Source organism: Actinoalloteichus sp. AHMU CJ021, from assembly GCF_002895405.1.
Lineage (GTDB): Bacteria > Actinomycetota > Actinomycetes > Mycobacteriales > Pseudonocardiaceae > Actinoalloteichus_B > Actinoalloteichus_B caeruleus.
Genome location: NZ_CP025990.1, coordinates 5,667,235 through 5,687,347 on the forward strand (window position 1 = coordinate 5,667,235; position 20,113 = coordinate 5,687,347).

General features: G+C 73.0%; 14 protein-coding genes. 13 read left to right on the plus strand and 1 reads right to left on the minus strand.

Annotated features, from left to right (window positions below; all coding sequences use genetic code 11):
* The first annotated feature begins 166 nt into the window (after window positions 1-166).
* The 7 genes from C1701_RS23895 (at window position 167) to C1701_RS23930 (ending at window position 12,640) form a co-directional block, all read left to right on the plus strand.
* Window positions 167-2,221, plus strand: coding sequence for a penicillin acylase family protein (locus C1701_RS23895; protein WP_337661919.1), 2,055 nt, complete (start codon window positions 167-169; stop codon window positions 2,219-2,221).
* Window positions 2,222-2,325: 104 nt separating this feature from the next.
* Entirely contained in the window at window positions 2,326-3,918 is a 1,593-nt protein-coding gene (locus C1701_RS23900) for a pyridoxal phosphate-dependent decarboxylase family protein (protein ID WP_103056662.1), read from the plus strand.
* 277 nt (window positions 3,919-4,195) lie between these two features.
* On the plus strand, window positions 4,196-4,771 hold the full coding sequence (locus tag C1701_RS23905; protein WP_103056663.1) for a GNAT family N-acetyltransferase: 576 nt from the start codon (window positions 4,196-4,198) through the stop codon (window positions 4,769-4,771).
* Window positions 4,768-6,558, plus strand: coding sequence for an IucA/IucC family protein (locus tag C1701_RS23910; RefSeq protein ID WP_103056664.1), 1,791 nt, complete (start codon window positions 4,768-4,770; stop codon window positions 6,556-6,558). The genes C1701_RS23905 and C1701_RS23910 overlap by 4 nt, the downstream gene beginning before the upstream one ends.
* A gap of 200 nt (window positions 6,559-6,758) precedes the next feature.
* A complete protein-coding gene (locus C1701_RS23920) occupies window positions 6,759-8,651 on the plus strand; it encodes an ATP-binding cassette domain-containing protein (RefSeq protein WP_103056665.1) in 1,893 nt (630 codons plus the stop codon).
* Window positions 8,648-10,432, plus strand: coding sequence for an ABC transporter ATP-binding protein (locus tag C1701_RS23925; RefSeq protein ID WP_103056666.1), 1,785 nt, complete (start codon window positions 8,648-8,650; stop codon window positions 10,430-10,432). Before C1701_RS23920 ends, C1701_RS23925 begins: the two co-directional genes overlap by 4 nt.
* 381 nt (window positions 10,433-10,813) lie before the next feature.
* Window positions 10,814-12,640 carry a condensation domain-containing protein gene (locus C1701_RS23930; protein ID WP_103056667.1) on the plus strand — a complete coding sequence of 609 codons (1,827 nt, stop codon included), beginning with the start codon at window positions 10,814-10,816 and terminating at the stop codon, window positions 12,638-12,640.
* A 116-nt stretch (window positions 12,641-12,756) separates the two neighbouring features.
* On the opposite strand, the gene C1701_RS23935 is transcribed toward C1701_RS23930, so the two are convergent.
* Window positions 12,757-14,031 carry a decarboxylase gene (locus C1701_RS23935; RefSeq protein WP_103057168.1) on the minus strand — a complete coding sequence of 425 codons (1,275 nt, stop codon included), beginning with the start codon at window positions 14,029-14,031 and terminating at the stop codon, window positions 12,757-12,759.
* 140 nt (window positions 14,032-14,171) lie between these two features.
* Here C1701_RS23935 and C1701_RS23940 point away from each other — a divergent pair, with 140 nt between their 5' ends.
* The 6 genes from C1701_RS23940 to C1701_RS23965 all read left to right on the plus strand — a co-directional run bounded on the left by C1701_RS23940 (window position 14,172) and on the right by C1701_RS23965 (window position 20,111).
* Window positions 14,172-15,119, plus strand: coding sequence for a nucleoside-diphosphate kinase (locus C1701_RS23940; protein WP_030106277.1), 948 nt, complete (start codon window positions 14,172-14,174; stop codon window positions 15,117-15,119).
* Between the two features lie 524 nt (window positions 15,120-15,643).
* Window positions 15,644-16,705 (plus strand): radical SAM protein, encoded by a 1,062-nt coding sequence (locus tag C1701_RS23945; RefSeq protein ID WP_162147288.1) that lies wholly within the window; start codon window positions 15,644-15,646, stop codon window positions 16,703-16,705.
* 74 nt (window positions 16,706-16,779) lie between these two features.
* Complete coding sequence (locus tag C1701_RS23950; protein WP_103056668.1) at window positions 16,780-17,571, plus strand: hypothetical protein; 792 nt, start codon at window positions 16,780-16,782, stop codon at window positions 17,569-17,571.
* The gene (locus C1701_RS23955; protein ID WP_103056669.1) at window positions 17,568-19,298 is read left to right on the plus strand and encodes a carbamoyltransferase family protein; all 1,731 of its coding nucleotides are present in this window, start codon (window positions 17,568-17,570) and stop codon (window positions 19,296-19,298) included. Before C1701_RS23950 ends, C1701_RS23955 begins: the two co-directional genes overlap by 4 nt.
* Entirely contained in the window at window positions 19,288-19,665 is a 378-nt protein-coding gene (locus C1701_RS23960) for a hypothetical protein (protein WP_103056670.1), read from the plus strand. The genes C1701_RS23955 and C1701_RS23960 overlap by 11 nt, the downstream gene beginning before the upstream one ends.
* Window positions 19,662-20,111, plus strand: coding sequence for an NUDIX domain-containing protein (locus tag C1701_RS23965; RefSeq protein WP_051713400.1), 450 nt, complete (start codon window positions 19,662-19,664; stop codon window positions 20,109-20,111). Before C1701_RS23960 ends, C1701_RS23965 begins: the two co-directional genes overlap by 4 nt.
* Window positions 20,112-20,113 lie beyond the last annotated feature (2 nt).

Here is a 20,113-nt window from a genome sequence, read left to right on the forward strand (position 1 = left end):
GGCCGGAACCTGGTAGCCCAGCGCCCGCGCGGGCGACCAGCGGCCGCCCTCGGGCTCGGGCCACACGCGTCGGTCACCGGGGACCCGCCTCGTCCCACCCGACGCGGACGAGGCCGAACCCACCTGGCGGTGGCAGAGCGGCCACCGCGACGGACGGGAGGCGGACGTGCGCGATGACCCGGACGGCGTGCTGCGGGACGACTGGGGCGTACCGCACCTCGTGGCCCGCGATCCCGACGACCTCGCGCACCTCCAGGGAGTCGTGACCGCGCGGGACCGGGCCTGGCAGCTCGAGGTGGAGCGGCACCGCGCGCAGGGCACCACCGCGGCCTTCCTCGGACCGGCCGCCCTCGACTGGGACCGGTTCGCACGGCGGGCCCGCCTGGCCGACACCGCGAAGCGGTGCCTGCGGGCGCTCGACCCCGGCACCGCCCGGTGGCTCGGGCGGTACGTGGCCGGCGTCAACGCCGGGCTCGCCGAAGGAGCCCGCACCGCCCCCGAGTTCGACATCGTCGGCGTGCGCCCCGGGCGGTGGCGGACGTGGACACCGTTGGCGGTGTGGCTGTCGCACCACATCCTCTTCGCGGCCTTCCCGGCCAAGCTGTGGCGGACCGAGGCGTCCCGCCTGCTCGGCGCCGCCGGGGTCGAGGTCCTCGCCGCGGACGCGCCGGGCACGGCGGGCAGCAACGGGTGGTTGGTGACCTCGGAGCACACCGCGACCGGTTCCGCGCTCCTCGCCGGGGACCCCCACCGGTACGCGGAGGACCCCGGCATGTACCAGCAGATCGGGCTGGCCTGCCCCGACTACGACGTGGTCGGGTTCGCCGTTCCCGGGGTACCGGGCATCCCGCACTTCGGCCACACGGGAGGGGTGGCGTGGGCGATCACGAACGCGATGGCCGACTGCCAGGACCTGTACGCGGAGCGCCTGCGCCGGCGGGGGAGCGGCGTCGAGGCGCTCGGCCCGAGGGGCTGGCGCCCCGCCCCGGCGCACCGGGAGGCGCTGCGGGTGGCGGGCGGCCCCGACGAGTTCGTCGAGGTGGTGGAGACCGCGCGCGGCCCCGTCGTCGTCGGCGGGCCGGACGAGCCGGTGGCGCTGAGCCTGCGGTACCCGCCGAGGGCGTTGGCCGACGCCGGATTCGCCGCGCTACCCGCGCTGCTCGCCGCGCGGACGGTCGCCGACGTCGACCGGGCCCTGGACCGCTGGGTGGAACCGGTCAACGTGGTGCTCGCCGCCGACATCGCGGGCGGCACACTGCACCGGGTCGCCGGGGCCGTGCCCGACCGGGACGAGACCAACGGTTGGCGGGTGGTACCCGCCGACGATCCCCGGTACGCGTGGCAGGGCTGGCGGCCCCTGCCCCGGTCCGAGGTCGGCGGCGTGGCCGTGATGGCCAACGAACGCGGGCTCGCGGCACCGCTGGGCGTCGAGTTCGCAGCCCCCCACCGGCACCGCCGGATCACCGAACTCCTGGGGCGAGCGGGTGACTGGACCGCCGAGGAGCTGGGCGCCGTGCACCACGACACCCTGCTCGCCACGGCGGCCCCGCTGATCGCCCTGGCCGCCGACCTGCCCGGTCTGGGAGCGGAGGCGACCTCGCTGGTGCGGCGGCTGGCCGCGTGGGACCGGCGGATGGAGGTCGACAGCCGTGTGGCCGTCGAGTTCGCCGACGTCCGCTCCGAGGTGGTGCGTGGGCTGGTCGCCCACCCCGCGCTGCGGGCGCTCGCCGTGCCCCTGCCCTACCCGGAGGTGTTCCAGCCGTGGCTGGACCCGGTGCCCCGCACCGCCTACGCGCTCACGTCCGTCCTCGCCGGTGGTCTGCTCGACGGACGGGACCTGATCGCGATCCTGCGGGCCGCCGTGGACTCGGTCGCGACGACGGCGGCGCCCCCGGGACTGACCTGGGGCGACCGGCACCGCTTCGCGCCGTGGCGGGCGTTGCCCGACCGATGTGCCACGCCGCCGCAGGGCGTCGGAGGCGACCACGACTGCGTGCTGGCCACCTCGAGCGTCCCCGGTTCGACCCACGCGTTCACCCGCGCGCCCGTCGCCCGGTTCGTCTGGGACCTCGCCCGACGCGAGGACAGCCACTGGGTCGTGCCGTTCGGAGCGGCGGGCAGGACCGACCACCCCCACCACCACGACCAGTTCCCGCTCTGGGCGCGGGGTGACCTGGTTCGGGTCGGGGATCCACTGGCGCGGTCGAGGCCATCGGAGTGACCATCGGCGACGAGGCGCGGGCCGAATCGCCCCTGGAGATCCGCGACCACCGTGTTACTCTCCGAAACTGGTGATCACCAGCACCGAACTCCGGGAGGCGTGGCATGGCCGTGGTCGAACCGCCATCGCCGCCCATGTTACCCGGTCAGGGAACCGCCTCCGCGCGGAGGGCAGCCCGCGCCCACCTGCTGCACAACGAGACGGTCGAGCACTACCGCCAGGTGCTCTCGGAGGGGATCGACCAGGTGGCGCGCACCGTGGCGGACGCGCGGCGGCCCTGCACCGGGATCTCCCCGGACGAACTCGACTCCGTCGTGTCCTCGGTGGACCTCGACCGGCCACTGGCCGACACCACCGCCGCCCTCGACGAGCTGGTGGACGTCTACCTGCGGGACGCGATCTTCTACCACCACCCCCGGTACCTCGCGCACCTCAACAGCCCGGTCGCGATTCCCGCCCTCCTCGCCGAAGTGGTGCTCAGCGCCCTCAACTCCTCACTCGACACCTGGGACCAGAGCGCCGGGGCCACCCTGATCGAACGCCGCCTGGTCGACTGGACGGCCCGCAGGATCGGCTTCGACGACCGAGCCGACGGGGTCTTCACCAGCGGAGGAACGCAGTCCAACCTCCAGGGGCTGCTGCTCGCCAGGGAGGAACTGCTCGCCGGGCTGGGCGCTGGCACCGATCGGCACGGGCAGTGGCCCCGGCTGCGCGTCCTGGTCTCGGAGGTCGGGCACTTCAGCGTGCGCAAGGCCGCCAGGCTGCTCGGCCTCGGACCGGGCGCGGTGCTGCCCGTTCCCACCGACCGGTCCTGGCGGATGTCGCCCACCGCCCTGGCACGGGAACTGGACCGCTGCCGGCGACGCGGCGAGCACGTGGTCGCGGTCGTCGCGACCGCCGGCACCACCGACTTCGGCAGTATCGACCCGTTGCCCGAGATCGCCGCCCGGTGCGCCGACGCCGGGGTCTGGCTGCACGTCGACGCCGCCTACGGGGGCGGCCTGCTGCTCTCACGCACCCGGTCCCACCTGCTCACCGGGATCGACCGTGCCGACTCGGTCACCATCGACTTCCACAAGACGTTCTTCCAACCCGTCAGCTCCAGCGCGCTCGTCGTCCGCGACGGAACCGCGCTCCGGCACGCCACCGACCGCGCCGACTACCTGAACCCGCGCTGGATGGCGGATCGGGACATCCCCAACCAGGTCGACAAGAGCCTGCAGACGACCCGCCGCTTCGACGCGCTCAAACTCTGGCTGACCTTGCGCGTCACCGGAGCGGACCAGCTCGGCGAGCTGGTCGACGAGCTGGTCGAGCGCACCTCCGAGGCGTGGCGAGCGCTCAGCGCCGACCCCCGGTTCGAGGTGGTGACGCGGTCACCACTGAGCACCGTCGTGTTCCGCCACCTCCCCGAGGGAGCGGACCCGGAGCTGGTGGACGAGGCGAACCTGCACGCCCGCGAGGCCCTCGCCGGTACCGGCGACGCCGTCGTCGCGGCCACCCGGGTGCGCGGCCGCCACTACCTGAAACTCACGCTGCTCAACCCGCGCACCACCGTCGAGGACATCACGCGGCTCGCCGAGCTGGTCGCCGAACACGCGGGTGACCACGTCCGGGCTCACCACGCGGACACCGCCCCCGACACCGCGGAACGGAGAGCGGCATGCCCGTCCATGACGTCGTCACCGTCCGCCTGAACCACCGATCCTCCCGCCCGGTCGAGTCCCACCACCGGGCCGGGACGGCCCTCGACCGTGCCCGCCCCGAGCGGATCCCGCGACCGTCGGCACCACCACCGGGGAGGAGCCGACCAGCGCCGCGCCCGCCGGCCCCGGCCGCCGGTGACCCGGGGCCCCTGACGTCCGCTCGCCCCGCCCCACCCCGCCACGGGCGGGCCGCCCACCCGCCGGTGCCACGCCCGCACGGGAGGACGACCGCGCTCCCCGCGTACCCCGTCCACCTCGGGGCCGGACCGTGACCGAGATCCGCTACCGCCGGGTGCACCCGGAGTTGGGCGAGTTCGCGCTCCGCGACCTCGACCCCGACGCCGACGCCCCGTTGCTCCACCGCTGGGTCACCCACCCCAAGGCGCGGTTCTGGTTGATGGGCGACTGGGACGTCGCGGCCGTCGCGGCCGAGTACCGGCGTATCACCGCCCACCCGCACCACGACGCGTTCCTCGGGCTGTGGCGGGGAGAACCGGCGTTCCTGGCGGAACGGTACGACCCGACCAGGGTGGAACTGCGCGGCCTGTACCCCGCCCAGGACGGTGACGTCGGCATGCACTTCCTGTGCGCCCCCACCGACCGCCCGGTGCGCGGTTTCAGCCACGCCGTGATCAGCACGGTGATGTGCTGGCTCTTCGACGACCCGGCGACCCGGCGGGTGGTGGTCGAACCGGACGTCCGCAACACGGCGGTGCAAGCCCTCAACGCGGCCGTCGGTTTCGCCGCGCGAGGCCCGGTCGTCAAACCCGAGAAGGTCGCCCTGTTGAGCACGTGCACCCGGGACGGCTTCCGGGACGGCACCCGGATGACGGAGGTGCCGTGACCCCGGACGAGTCGGTCGCCCACCTGACCCCCACGTCGTGGGACCTGGCGAGTCGCGCGCTGCTGGCCAAGGCCCTCGGCGAGTTCGCGCACGAACGGCTGCTGCGCCCACGGCCAACCGGGGACGGCTCGACCTACCTGGTGCGCGGCGACGACCCCTCGGTGGAGTACCGGTTCACCGCGTCCGTGCTGGCCCTCGACCACTGGGTGGTGGACGCGGCGAGTGTGGTCCGCCACCAGGGTGGAGCCGAAACCCCCCTGGACGCGCTCGGCTTCTTCCTCGACTTCCGGAGCGCCCTCGACCTCGACGGCGAACCGCTCCCCACCTACCTGGAGGAGATCAGCGCGACCCTCGCCGCCGCCGCGTTCCGGCTCGCCACCCCTGCCCCCGGCGCCGCGGAACTGAGCCGCGCCGCTTTCCAGACCATCGAGGCGAACCTCCCCGAGGGCCACCCCGCCTTCGTCGCCAACAGCGGCCGGATCGGCTTCGGCGTCGACGGCCAGCACCGCTACACCCCGGAGAGCGCCCGACCGACACGGCTCGTGTGGCTGGCCGCCCATCGCGATCACTGCACCTTCCGCTGTTCCGGGCACCTCGACTACGACGCGCTGGTGTCGGCCGAACTCGACGACCGGACCCGCGCGTCGTTCGCCGCGGTGCTGGGCGGGCTGGGCCTCGACCCCGACGACTACCTGCTGCTGCCCGTGCACCCGTGGCAGTGGTGGCACCGCGTGTCGGTGACCTTCGCCGCCGAGCTCGGCGCCCGCAGGCTGGTGTGCCTGGGGGAGGGGCCGGACGAGTACCAGCCCCAACAGTCGGTGCGCACCTGGTTCAACGTGACGAACCCGCGACGGCACTACGTCAAGACCGCCCTGTCCGTGGTCAACATGGGGTTCGTGCGCGGGCTGTCGGCCGCCTACATGGCCGCCACCCCGGCGATCAACGACTGGGTCGCCGACCTCATCGCCGGCGACGAACTGCTGGTGTCGACCAGGGTGTCGATCCTCCGGGAGCTGGCCTCCGTCGGCTACCACCACCGCCACCTCGACGCCGCGACCGAACGCACCTCCCCGTACCGGAAGATGCTCGCCGCGTTGTGGCGGGAGAGCCCGGTACCCACGCTCGAACCGGGCAGGCGGCTGAGCTCCATGGCCGCACTGCTGCACGTCGACCGTGACGGCCACGCCCTCGCCGCCGCGCTCATCGAGGAGTCCGGCCTGCCCCCGGCCGAGTGGTTGCGCCGGTACCTGGACGCCTACCTGGTCCCGCTGCTGCACTGCTTCTACGCCCACGGGCTGGCGTTCATGCCGCACGGCGAGAACGTGATCCTCGTGCTGTCCGGCGGAGTCGTGGAACGGGTCATCCACAAGGACATCGCCGAGGAGGTCGTCGTGATGGACCCCGACGCGCCCCTTCCCGACGAGGTCGCCCGCGTGTACGCGGACGTGCCGGAACACATGAGACTGCTCTCCATCCTGTCGGACGTGTTCGACGGGTTCCTCCGTTTCCTCAGCGCGGTCCTGCACACCCGTGGCGTGCTCGACGAGGACGCGTTCTGGCGCACCGTCGGCGAGTGCGCGGCGGACTACGTGCGGGCCGTCCCGCACCTCGCCGACCGCGTCCGCCGCTACGACCTGTTCGCCGACGAGTTCGCGTTGTCCTGCCTGAACCGCCTCCAACTCCGCGACACCCGCCAGATGGTCGACCTCGCGGATCCGACCGCGGCGTTGCGGCTGGTCGGGACACTCCGCAACCCCATCGCGCCGTACCGCCCGGCCGGGTGCTGAGTGCGCGCCGTTCCCGCCCCGGGCACCGGGGCCACCGCCGACCACGCGCCACGAGGCAGTCGCGGCGCCCCGGGCTCCCGGCCCGGGGACCGAGCGACGACCGGGGCGAACCGGGGAGGCAGGTCCGAACGGGGCACCGTCGGCGGCCTGGTTCCACGAGGGGTTCGTGGACCCGGCGAACCCGACCAGGACCGGGATCGGTGACGTCCACCGTGGTGAAGGGTGCCCGGACCGCGACGGCGCGCTGGCGGATGTTGGCGGTCGAACGGTTCCGCCTCCTCGCGCTCCTCCACGGCGATCGTGGACCGCTGGCGGTCCTGTTGTCGTCGCACACGGCCGCCGCCCTCGCGCCCGCCGCGATCGCGCTGTGCGGCGGCTGGCTGGTCTCCCGGATCAGTGACGTCAGCGCCCTCGGCGCCCCACCGTCCACCCTGGCGCTGCCACTCACCGCCATCGCCGCGTTGCTGCTGGTGGAACAGGCCGCGCTGTCCGTCCGGGGTGACGTCGAGTTCCTGGTCGCGGGCCGGATCGACGGCCGGATCCGGGGCGAGGTGCGGCGGCTGGCCACCCGTCCGCTCGGAGTGGAGCACCTGGCGAGGACGGACGTCGCCGCCCTGGTGTCCCGGGCGTCGGACATCGGGCACGGGGCGCGGCGCAGCCCCGGCCGGGCGGCCACGGGCCAGCTCACCCTCACCTTCCGGCTGGTCGCCGCCCTCGCCAGCGCGGCCGTCGTCGCCCAGGTCTCACCACCCCTCGCCGCGGGCCTGCTGCTCGCGTCGCTGCTGATGCGCGCGACCATCCGACGCCAGTGGTTGCGGCTGGCCCACGCCGACACCGAGAGGCAACCCCACCTGGATCGCGTCCGCTACTGGGACCGCCTCGGCTCGCAGGGCGCCGCGGCCAAGGAGATCCGGCTGTTCGGGCTCTCCCGCTGGCTCACCTCGGTCCGAGTCGACGAGGAGCGCCGCTGGTCCGAACCCCTGCGCGCCCTGCGGCTGTCGATCCTCTCCCGCCAGCACTGGATCTACCTGCTCGGCTTCGGAGCCGGCGCCGCGGCCCTGCTGGTACCCGGGCTCACGGTGCTGGGCACGGACCTCCCGCACAGCGCCCTGTTCTCCTGCGTCGTCGCCGCGTTCGCGGTCCTGCAGATGGGGGCGATGGGGATCGAGGCGTTCGACATCGAGTACGGCCGGGCGGCGGTGGGAGCCCTCGACTCGCTGCGCGCCCGGTTCCCCACCGACCAGGAACACCCGGCGCCGACTCCCGACACGGCGGTCCCGAGCCCGCCCCGGATCCAGGTCCGCGACCTGACGTTCACCTACCCCGGAGGCGAGGAGAAGGTCTTCGACGGCCTCGACCTCGACATCCGCCCCGGTGAGGTCCTCGCCGTCGTCGGGCGCAACGGCGCCGGCAAGACCACCCTGATCACGATGCTCGGCGGGCTGATCGAGCCGGATGCGGGAGTGGTGTCCGTGGGGGGCACCCCCCTCCCCGCTCTGGACCCCACCCACTGGCGCCGGCGGATCGCCGTCGTGTTCCAGAGCGCCAACCGCTACCCGCTGACCCTCGCCGACAACATCGCCCTCGGCGCGCCCGAGCACCGCGACGACCGGGCCGGGATCACGCGGGTGGCCGCCGCGACCGGCGTGGACGCCATCGCGCGTGCGCTGCCCCTCGGCCTGGACACCCCGATGTCCCGGGACCTCACGGACGGCCGGGACCTGTCCGGCGGCCAGTGGCAGAAGGTCGCCCTCGCCAGGGCGATGTTCGCCGTCCACCACGGCCGGGACCTGCTCATGCTCGACGAACCGACCGCCCACCTCGACGTGCGCACCGAGATCGACTTCCACCGCCAGGTCAGGGACCTCGCGCGGGGGGTCAGCGTGCTGATCGTCTCGCACCGGATGTCCACGGTGCGGCACGCCGACCGCATCGTGCTGTTGCGGGACGGGCGGGTCGCCGAGGAGGGCAGCCACGACGAACTGCTGGCGCTCGGCGGCGAGTACCACGACTTCCACCGCCTCCAGACCGCACGGTTCGCCGAGAACCCCCCATCGACCGCCGGCAACGACGCGGAGGGGGTCGGCACATGACGACGCGGTGGGCCGTCTGGCGGCATCTCGTCACGCTCCACTGGCGGGCGCACCGCCGCGTCGTGCTCCTCATCGCCCTCCTCGCGCCGTTGGAAGCCGCCAGCTTCGCGCTGGTCTCGGTCGCCCAACGGCACCTGGCCGACTCGGCCACGAACGGGGTGCTCGCCGGGGTGCTCGCCGCGGCGCTGCTCGGCGGCCTGGGAAACCTGGTCATCAGCGGGGTGCTGCGCACCAAGGCGAACCTCCAGGCCGACGTCGTCGAGCGCGTCGACGCTCTCGTCAGCGCCGAGGTCCTGCGGACCGTGACGGCGGTGCCGACGATCGAACACCTCGAACGCACCGACTACCTCGATCGGCTCTCGCTGCTGCTCCGGGGGACCAGGTCACTGGCGTTCGCTCCCTGGCAACTCGTCACCTTCGCCACGGTGGCCGTCCAGGTGGGGCTGTCCTGCTGGTTGCTGTTCGGCGTCCACCCGGCGCTGGTCCTCCTGGTGCTTTTCGCCGTGCCGCCCGTCTGGGCGGTCCACCGCGCGCAGCGCCCGGTCCGGGCGGCCGCGACCGCCACGGCGGAACTGCGCAGGCACGACGCCCGGCTGCACGGCATGGCGACCAGCCACCACAGCGCGCGGGAACTCCGGCTCGCGGGAGCCGTCGACGTCGTCGCCGCGAGTGCCGACCGAGCGTGGGACGCGGCGTTGGACACCGCGTACCGGGCCAGGTCGCGGGGTCTCGGGTGGAAACTCGGTGGCTGGGCGATCCACACCCTGGGGTACCTCGCCGCGTTGGGCCTCGTCGCCTGGCTGGTCGTGGGCGGCCACGCCACCCTCGGGGACCTCATCCTCTTCATCACCCTCGCTGGCCAGCTCCGGGCGCAGCTCGCCCAGGCCGCGGACCAGTTCGACGGTTTCGCCGAGGCGCTGCACTGCGGCGAGCAGTACCTGTGGCTGCGCCGGTACTCCGCCGAGCACGAAGCCACCGGGACCGTCGAGCTCCCGTCGTCCCCGTCGGGGGGAATCCGGCTGCGGGACGTCGGCTTCACCTATCCGGGCACCGAGGAGCCGGTGCTCTCCGGGGTGACGGTGGACATCCCGCAGGGGAGCACCGTCGCCGTCGTCGGGGACAACGGCGCCGGCAAGACGACCCTCGTCAAACTCCTCACCGGCATGTACCGGCCCACCACCGGGGCCATCTCCGTCGGCGGCGTCGACCTGGACGAGACCGCGCCGGCGCGCTGGCGGGACCGCGTCACGGCGGCCTTCCAGGACGGCGCCGAGTTCGCCCTCCCCGCGGGTCGGGCGATCGGGGTCGGCCGCGTCGAGCACCTCGACGACCGGGAGGCCGTCGAGCGGGCCGTCGACAGGGCGGGGGCGGGCGAGCTGGTCCTGACCCTGCCGCGCGGGCTCGACACCCAGCTCGGCGCCGTGTACGACGGCCTCGAACTGTCCGGTGGGCAGTGGCAGCAGCTCGCCCTCGCCCGCGCGATGATGCGCCCGGACGCCGCGCTCACCTTCCTCGACGAACCGACGGCCGCCCTGGACCCGCGGATCGAGCACCAGCTGTACGAGCGGATGGCGCGGCACGTCGGCGTTGCCGGCGGGGCCGGCACCACCATCCTCATCACCCACCGGTTCTCCACGACGCGCATGGCCGACCACATCCTCGTCCTGGCCGGCGGCCGCGTCGTCGAGCAGGGACGACACCGGGATCTGATGGCTCGGGACGGCGTCTACGCCACGCTCTACCGCGCCCAGCTGGGCGCGTACGGAGTGACCCACGAGTAGGCGTGCCCCGCCCCGGGCCCCGCCCCGGCACCGGGCGCCGCGTACCAGCGGAACCGGTCGCGGGCGGGCGGCCGCCTCGACCCGTCGGCCCACCCGCACCCGGGCGGCGGATCGGACAGCCGCTTCGGGGGCGCCGGGGGCGCCGGCCGCGGTGCGCCCGCGATGGAGGGCGACCCGCCGCCGTACCGCTTGACACGCCGGGACGGGCGCCGCTACCAATGGGCTCGGGTCGCGGTGACCGACACGACGGACAGCACGGGGGCATCCGTGGAGAGTGCGACACCCGTTCCCGGTCAGCCCGTGCCAGCGACGGGTCCACGAAGGGCCGACCCGCGCGACGCGTTCCCCCTCACGTCCGGCCAGGCCTCGGCGTGGACGAACATGGAAGGCCTGGAACCCGTCCACCTCGCCCGGTCCCGGTGGTGGGCCGTCCCGACCGCGCTGACCGACGAGCTCGTCGAGACGACCGTCCGGTTCGTCCTGTCCCGGCACGAGGCACTGCGAACGCGCCTCGTCGGCGACACCGAGCGGGGGGTGCGGCAGGTGGTCGACCCGGTGGACGAGGACGTCGTGCGCGCACGGCCCGACCTCGTGCTCGACGAGAGCGCCCCCCAGGGCTTCCAGTCCGGACTCGACCAGCTGGCCCACCAGCCCTTCGACCTCCACGAGGAGTGGCCGGTCCGGTGGTTCCTCGGCCGCCGGTCCTCCGGCGACCACGTGCTCGTCGCCGTGGTGCACCATTTCGTGGCCGGGTTCCAGGGGTGCGCCGTCCTCGACCACGAGATCCCCGTCGTCCTCGACAACCTGGCCAGCGGGCGGGCGCCCTCGGCGGGGCTACCCGAGGCGAGGGGGCCACGTCAGTGGTGGGCGGAGGAGGACAGCCCCCGGGGTCGGCGGCTCGACGCCAGGGCACGCGAACACGTGCGGCGGGTACTGCGCGACCTGCCCAGCACGCCCTTCCCCGTGGCCGCCAACCTCCGAGGCGCCAGCGACCCGCGAGCGGCCCGCCGCGTCGGCGTCACCCTGACCTCGCCCGCCGTCGACGGCTGCCTCTCCTGGCTGTCCCAGGAGTGGGGCGTCCCCCACTCCGCCGTCCTCCTGGCGGCCGTCTCCCGCGCCCTCGCCCACGACCTGGTCGACGAGTCGGCGCTCGCCTGGCAGGTGTTCGGTGACCGCGCGGGACCGCTCACCGGGTCATCCTCCGTCTGCTACGAACCCGTGACGACGCTGCTGCCCGCCTCCGGGCTCGCACCGGACGGTGACCTGCTCGCGGCGTCCTCGGAGCTGTACCGGAGGCTCCTCGTGTCCCTGCGCGCGCGGGCGTTCGGCGACCGCATGATCGACGAGGAGGCCCACCACGTCTCGCGGACCCGGGGTGTCCGGGTGGAGACACCGTTCTGGTTCAACTTCGTGGACAGCCGTGGTCGCCGGGCCGTCGCACCCCAGGACCTCACCGATCCCGCCGACGAGCTCCGACGCGGCACCGGGTTCGACGAGTACGAGGGGGACCGCACCCCGGGAGACGACTTCCTGCTCTACGTGTGGCGCGAGCCCGGGCAGCTGCGCATCGGCGTCTACGCCCACGAACGGTACGCCGACGTCGCCGCCCTCCGCGCCGTGCTCGCCCGCTGCGCCGCGCTCCTGCACCGCGCCGCCGTCCCGTCCGCGACGGCGGCGAGCGGCGGACCGGACCGGCGGCGGACCGCCTCGCCCCGCTGGACCCGGCTGGACGGTGGTCGCTGGACCGCCCCGGACGTGGTGCGTGCCGTGCTGGCCTCGCTGGTGGGAGTCGAGTCCGTGGACGTCCGCCTCGTGGCGGGGGACCGAGGTACGCGCCTCCACGCCCACCTCACGACGTCCACCGCCCACTCCGTCGACGCGGTGCGCACGGCCGCCCTGGGCATGCTGGACGTGCCCGGGTTCGCCGTGCCCGACGAGATCACCCTCAGCCGGGGCCGAGCGGCGCCGAGGGAGGACGGCCCGGAGAGGGCACCCGCCCTGCGTGACCTGGTCGAGATCGTCGGTCGTCTGTGCGGACTGCCGGCGGTCGATCCGCGCCTGAGCTACCTGGCGGCGGGCGGCGCTGCCCGCCACCTCCCGTCGATCCTGCGCGGGCTCGGAGCACGAGGTTGGGACGGCTTGTCCTGGCAGGACCTCTGCTCGCACCGGTCGTTGGAGTCCCTCGCCATCGCCTTGCGGCGGAAATGAGTCCCGGCGGACGCTGGGGCACCATCCCCTGCCCGCCGCGCGCCGTGCCGCCACCGGCGAGGTACCGCACCGTCGGATCGGCCGCGGTAGCCCGCCGAGCGGCACCGCGGCGGAGGTCACGCCTCCCCCGCCTCCCCGTCCGCGACGGGCAGCGACTCGTGGATCAGCCTCGCCCGGGTCGCGGCGACCACCGCGCCCCCGTCGACGACGACCTCGGCGGGAACCGGCCGGCTGAGGAACGCCAGGAGGCTCGCCGAGAGCCCGTAGGCCCCGACGTTGGGGATGGACAGCAGGCCACCCACGCCCACCTCGGGAACGGCCACTCCGCGCCCGAGGACGTCGGCCGGGGTGCACAACGGCCCGACCAGCGAGGCGGTGGTGGTGGGCGCGCCGGCGGGTTCGGGGGTGATGCCCGCCCGGGCCAACCGACCGAGCCCCGACATGCCCCCGAGGTGGTTGATCCCAGCGTCCACCACCACGAACACCTGGCCCCTGCTGGTCTTGACGTCCCGCACCGTGACGGCCAGCAGACCGCTGTCACCGACCAGGTAACGGCCCGACTCGAAGGCGACCTCGACCCGGCCGGCGCGCCACCCCGGGAACCGTGCGTCGAGGTCCTCCTCCAGCGCCTGGCGGAGGGCCGGGTAGGTCGGACGCGCGCCCGGCCCGCCGTACGGCGCGGCGAACCCGCCACCGAGATCCACCACTCCCATCGGGAACCCGAGGTCATCGCGCAGCCGCGCGGCGAGGGCGATGCTGGACCGGAACGCCGCGATCAGGCTGGCCTCGTCCCTGGCGTTGCTCAGGGGGTAGAGGTGGACCCCGACGAGGCGGGCACCCGGCACGGCGAGGAACTCCCCGGGGGCGGCCCGGACCCGCGCCTCGTCCACGCCGAACTGCGATGCCGCTCCCGTCATCCGCAGGCCCGTCGTACCGGCGGCGGTTCCGTTGACGCGCAACAGGACGAACGCCTCGGTGCCGAGGGCCCGCGCGGCGCTTCCGAGGCGGTGCAGCTCGGCGGCCGACTCCGCGGAGAAGCGACGTACCCCGGCCGACAGCGCGTGGTGGATCTCGTCGTCGGTCTTGCCCGGGCCGGTGTACAGGCAGTCGGCAGGGGAGAACCCGCGGTCCAAGGCGGTGTCCAGCTCGCCACGGGAACTGGTCTCGGCGCGGCAGCCGGCGGCGGCCAGGGCGGCGGCCAGGGCGGGATGCGGATTCGCTTTCAACGAGTAGTAGAGGACGGAGGGCTCCGGGAGCACCGACCGCAGATCAGCGTGGGCGCGGCGGACGGAGTCGAGGCGGTACACGTAGAGCGGACTGCCGTACCTCCGGACGAGGGAGTCGAGTTCGGCCGGGCCGGCCTGGTCAGGTGCGGCGGAACGTGCGCGCATGGATCCGAGCCCTCCTGCCGGGAACCGGCGGGCGGAGGCCCCGCCGACGAGGCCGTTGGCGGGTCCCAGCATGGCAGAATGCGTGATCATGTCGAGACTCGCTTCCGGGAGCCCCGGGGCGGGAAGGGACGCGGAATCCGATGTCGTCACCCACGGATTGGTCGGCACTGACCACACTGCCCGCGAAGGTGGCGGCCTATGCGGACGAGATCTACTTCCGTGAGACCTGGGACGAGTTGTCCGAGCTCGTCGACCGGGTTCCGGACCTCCTCAACGGCGCCGTGACCGTGCTCTTCAAGCCAGATGCGGTGGTCGGCCGCCGGATCGCGACGTGCCTCGACTTCCTCGCCGAACACGGGTTCCGCCCGGTCGCGGCGAGAACCCTCGACTTCACCAGGCACATGACCCGGGAGATCTGGCGTTTCCAGGGCAACGCGGCCACCCTGGACAGGTTCCGGGTGATCGACGCGTTGATGAGCGCCACCCCCTGCCTGCTCGTCGTGTTCCGCAACGGCGGTTCCTCCTCGAACCCCCCGGCGACCGTGCGGCTGCGCAACCTGAAGGGCAACGGCTACCGGGGCAAGAAGCAGCCCAACGGTCTGCGCCGCGTCGCGTCCAGCCCGCTCCCGATGTTGAGCCTGATCCACTCGCCCGACGAGCCGATCGACATGATCCGCGAGCTCGGGATCGTCCTCGACGTGGACGCCCGACGGGAGCTCCTCACCAGCGTCGCCGCGACCTGGGACGGCGATGCCACGGAGGTGGTGCGGGCCCTGGCCGACGGGCTCCACGCCGCCCACCCCGCCGTCACCCTCGATCCGGACGCGGCCAGGGAGGCCGTGCTCGGTGCGCTGCGGGACAGCGCGGAGGACGACCTGACGCGGTCGGCCCAACTCGTCAAGGCCCTGGAGACCGGCGCCGACCCGGACCTGACCTGGCCCGAGCTGGTGGGTGCCCTGAACGATCTCCCGGTCCCGGTCCCGAGGTGGGATCTGATCATGGTGGCCTCGATGGTGTTGCGGATGAACCTCCCCGGCGTCGCTCCCCACATCCCTTCCGACGGGTCCTCCGAATGGGTCAGGCGGTGACACCTGAGGACGGACCAACGGCGACGGTGCCAGGTCGGTCGCGGCATCGGATCGCGACCGACCGCCGACCCCCGGCCGTTCCCTCCTGACCTGGTGGCACGGCGGCCCGCCCGGGCCCGCCGTCGTGGTGGTGGCCGCGCGCCCGTTCCGCCATTACGACCAGAGTGAATTCCCCCGCTTCGCGGAACGGAACGCGGTTCGATATCGCCCGAAATCAGGGTTTTGGTAGGAGTTTCCGGAGTGGGTTGCGCCAGGTGGCGCCGGTAAGCACGCGCCACCGTTCCACAAGGCGAAACGTACTGGTCCCGGTGCCTGTCCACCCGAAGTGCGCCCATTGGTGGAAGTCGAATAGGTAAAACCACTGACATGGGTTGTTCGGGTAGCTACTCGGTGTTAGCGTTGATCGCACGTGCTTGATCGTTCCGCGGCACTGGACCCAACACCCACACTCTAGGGGATTCCGCATGAAGGTGATGGATGGGCGTTCAGCGCCGGGACGGCGGAGCTGGAACCTGAGAATCGGCTTGACGTCTCGGTGCAATATTCGCTGCAAGTACTGCCTCCCCGCTGGGCCGCAGGGAGTCATCACCCAGGCGAATCTGCAGGAGCTCATCGAAGTGCAGCGGGCCGCCCACGAGGTCGGAATCCGGCGGGTGCATTACACGGGCGGTGAGCCCACCGTCCGGCGTGACTTCGTCGATATCCTCCGCTCCGCCAAGGAGATCGGGTTCACCCAGCAGATCGTGACGACCAACGGCTACCGGCTGCACCGGTTCATCGACGAGGCCGTCGACGCGGGGCTCACCCGGGTGATCGTCAGCCTCGACACGCTGGAGGAACAGCAGAACGCGTTCCTCACCCGGGCGCAGTTCTTCAACGACACGGTCAAGAGCATCGAGGAGTCCGTCCGGAAGTTGCCCACCCTCACCAAGATCAGTTGTGTCACGATGCGCTCCACCCTCAAGGAACTGCCGAAGTTCGTCGATTTCGCGCACGACCTGAACAATCAGGGTCACGAGGGAAAGCTGGCCATCAAGCTGAACCAGTTCTTCCCCAGCAACCCGGCGCAGCTGTCCGACGAGGGTGAGGACTTCTGGCGGAACGAGTTCGTCGACGAGGAGCAGATCCTCGCGACGCTCAGGGACATCGGTGAACTGAAGCCGATCCCCAGATCATCCATCGAGGGTGACAACCCCAGCTACAACTACTACGAGATCGGCGACTCCGGTGTTCGCGTCGCGGTGCTGGCGATGTTCACCTGGGACTACCCGTGCGGCGGCTGCAAGAAACTGCGCATCAGTCCCCAGGGGCTCGCCACGATCTGCATCAGCCAGAAGAACCCCCCGGTGCTCTGGGGCATGAGCTACGAGGAGAAGCTGGCGACGATCCGCCAGCTCACCGACTACCGGGACGGTCCGCGGTTCGACGTGGACTTCCCCGACCGCCGGCACTACCGACCCCAGCTCGGTGAACTGCGGTTCGACAAGGTCGTGGGCCCCCAGAAACAGATCGTCCACTTCCGCGAGATCCTCACCAGGGACCAGCTCGAAGCCCAACGGGCGAGTGAGGCCGAGGCAGGCGATTGATGGACCGCGTCTGCTTTGGCACGAGCACCTTCGTGGCAGGGCGGCTGTCGCCCGGGAAGGACTCTGAGCCTGGGGTGACGGCTCTCGTCCGGGCCCTCTCCGACGGTCTGGACTGGGTGCACACCAATCCCGCGCTGGGCACCCAGTGGGCGGTCCGCACCGCGTGGGAACGCGCGGACCGCCCACCACTGAGGCACGCGGTCAAGGTCGAGAGCCCGATCGCCCCGGGGCCGGCGCCGCGATCAGCCGCGCGCCGGAGCGTCGAGCGATCGCTCCACGCCCTGGAGGTGTCGCGGGTCCACGCCGCCGTCCTCGAGATCGACCTCAAGGGCACCGAGGACCTGGGGGCGCTGTCCGACCCGGCGCGGGTGCGCGCGTTCTACGCCCAGGCGTCGGAGGAGGTGCTGGCGACGGGCGACGTGGCGGAGGCCTTCGCCTACTGCCACTCGCCCCAGCACCTGGCGGCCGCGTTGGCGGTCGAGTCCGTGACGGGAGTGGCCGCGCAGTTCTCGCCGGCCGAAACCTGGCCACGGCGGTTCTTCCCCGAACTCAGGAGCCGCCGCCTGCCGTTCCTGGGCATGGCACCGCTGTGGCGCGGGCGACTGACCGCGCGCGCCGGCCCAGGCGGTCCACCCGCGACGACTCCACTGGCCTGGGTGCTCAACCACACCGACGTCAGCAGGGCCGTGGTCACCGTGTCGTCCGTCGACCACTGGGAAGGGGTGCTCGCGGCGACCCGGGAACGCTATGACCCAGCCCGGGAACGGGGCCACTTCGAGGCCTGGGGGCTGGACTGGCCACCCGATCCCCTCACCGGCGGTGCCGCCGCGGCGGACGCCCCGGTAGAGGGAGGGGCGCGGCGGTGACCGCGGTCCTGGGCCTGAACTTCGGCACCCACGACTCGGCGGCCAGTCTCGTCGTCGACGGGCGGGTGCTCGCCGCGGCCGAGGAGGAGCGGTTCACCAGGGTCAAGCAGACCAAGGTCTTCCCCGAACGCGCGGTGGAGTTCTGCCTGGAAGCCGCGGGGCTGCGCCTGGCGGACCTCACCCGGGTCGCCTACTTCGTCGACCCCCGGCTCCAACTCCTGCTGCCCGTGACGAACGCGCGGCACACGTTCCCGCTCTCGCTGGGCAGCCTGCGGTCGGACCTGGCCAAGTTCGACAAGCGGCGCACCACCCTCCGCCAGGCGCGGCGCCGGGTGCGCCCGGTGCCGGTGACGCCGGTGCGCCACCACGTCGCCCACGCCGCGAGCGCCTTCCTGGTGTCCTCGTTCGAGGAGGCCACGGTCATCACCCTGGACGGTCGAGGGGAGTACGAGACCGCCTGCGTCTACGCGGCCGGCCGCCGTCTCGACCGCAGGCACGCCGTGACCTACCCCCATTCGATCGGCTACTTCTACAGCATGCTGACCCGTTTCCTCGGGTTCCGGCCGCAACGGGACGAGTACAAGGTGATGGGGCTGGCGGCGCACGGCGGCCCCGACCTGGTGCCGGCGATGCGCCGGCTCGTCAGCATGGACACCGCCACGGGACGTCTGCGGCTCGACCTGGACTACTTCGACCACCACCGCCGTCCCAGCCACCGCCGGGGACTGTTCGGCAGTCGGATGGTCGACGCGTTCGGGCCCCCGCGAACGGCTGACCAGGCCCTGACCGACCGTCACCGCGCCATCGCCCACGCCACCCAGCGGGTGCTCGAGGAGGTCGTGCTCGGCTACGCCACCCACGCCCGGCGGATCACCCGGAGCCGGAAGCTCTGCCTGGCCGGCGGCGTGGCGCTCAACGCGCTGGCGAACCAGCGGATCATCGAGTCGGACCTGTTCGACGAGGTGTTCATCCAACCCGCCGCCAACGACGCCGGCACCAGCCTCGGTGGCGCGCTCCACCTGTCCGACCGGGTTCGGCCGACCGGGGGAAACCACAGCACGCTGCTCGGCCCCCGGTTCTCCGACGACGACATCGGCCAGGCCCTGGCGCGCGCCCGGGCGGCCGGCGAGCTGCCCGAGACGCGCTTCGCGGTCGCCGCCGTCCCCGACAGGTACCGCGCCGCCGCGGAGCTGCTGCGCGACGACCACGTCCTCGGCTGGTTCCAGGACAGGATGGAGTTCGGTCCCCGGGCACTGGGCTCCCGATCGATCATCGCCTCCCCCGCCGAGGCCGGCATGACCGCGCGGATCAACGCGCTCATCAAGCAGCGGGAGGAGTTCCGCCCCCTCGCGCCCGTGGTACGCGCCGAGGACGCCGCCGACTACTTCGAACTGCACCCCGCGGGGACCCGCGTGTACCCCTACATGCTCGCCACCGCCCGAGTACGCCCCGGCCTGGCGAACCGCATCCCCTCGGCCGTGCACGTGGACGGGACGGCCCGGCTGCAGATCGCCGACGCCCGGGACTACCCGCACTTCCACCAGCTGCTCACCGAGTTCCACGACCTGACCGGCACCCCCGTGCTCATCAACACCTCGTTCAACGGCCCGGACGAACCCATCGTCCGGACCCCCGGCGACGCCATCCGCAGCTTCGTCCGGCTGGGCCTCGACGCCCTGGTCATGGGCTCCTGGCTGGTGACGAGGAACGACCCCGGTGCGCGGTGACCGCGCGACGGCGGTGGTGGCGGTCATCGTCCCGCTCTCCACGAGCGACGGGACGCGGGAGCGCCTCAACGCCCGAGCCCGGGAGGTCGGGCTGCGGGAGGTCGACGCGGTCGCGGTCCGACTGAACCGGGTGGCCATCGAGATCCTGCTCCGAGAGCAGCTCACCACGACCACGGCCCGGGAGTCCGTCATCCCCCGGTTGCTCGCCCGGCGGGTCCTCCTGGTGTGGCTGCGTCCCACGGCGGGCGCCGACCACCAGCGGGCGTGGGAGGTGTTGGCGGCCGAACCCGGCGCCGTGGCCGCCGCCCTGGTCCCCGACGAGGTCAGGACGTGGGTCACCCGTGCACTGGAAGGTGGAGGAACATGAGCTCGGAACGACAACGCGCCCTCGTGGACGTGCGCGTCCTCGCCCTCCGGGACGAGGACGTGCTGCTGATCCAACTCACCGGCGGCAGCTTCACCGGGCACTGGAACCTGCCCGGCGGACACGTGCTGCCGGGCGAGAACGTGGTCAGCGCGGCCGTCCGGGAGCTGCGGGAGGAGGTGGGGCTGCGGACCAGTCCGACCGACCTCGTCTTCAGCAGCGTCACCCACCACCGGCCACCGACCCGGTCGGAGAAGGTGACCTTCACCTTCCTCACCCGGCGGTTCGACGGGCAGGCGTACGCGGCCGAACCGGACAGGGCCGCCCTCGTGCGGTGGGTTCCCCGCGCCGACCCCCCGCAGCCGCTGATGCCGCAGGCGGAAGCGTCCCTGCGGCTCTTCCTCGACCAGGGACGTTTCGACACCACCGGCCTGGACGGCCCGGTCTGACG

Coding starts and splice junctions, on each gene's coding strand:
- C1701_RS23965 (WP_051713400.1), top strand. CDS start 19,662: ATGAGCTCGGAACGACAACGCGCCCTCGTGGACGTGCGCGTCCTCGCC.
- C1701_RS23925 (WP_103056666.1), top strand. CDS start 8,648: ATGACGACGCGGTGGGCCGTCTGGCGGCATCTCGTCACGCTCCACTGG.
- C1701_RS23940 (WP_030106277.1), top strand. CDS start 14,172: ATGTCGTCACCCACGGATTGGTCGGCACTGACCACACTGCCCGCGAAG.
- C1701_RS23930 (WP_103056667.1), top strand. CDS start 10,814: ATGGAAGGCCTGGAACCCGTCCACCTCGCCCGGTCCCGGTGGTGGGCC.
- C1701_RS23900 (WP_103056662.1), top strand. CDS start 2,326: ATGGCCGTGGTCGAACCGCCATCGCCGCCCATGTTACCCGGTCAGGGA.
- C1701_RS23935 (WP_103057168.1), bottom strand. CDS start 14,031: ATGCGCGCACGTTCCGCCGCACCTGACCAGGCCGGCCCGGCCGAACTC.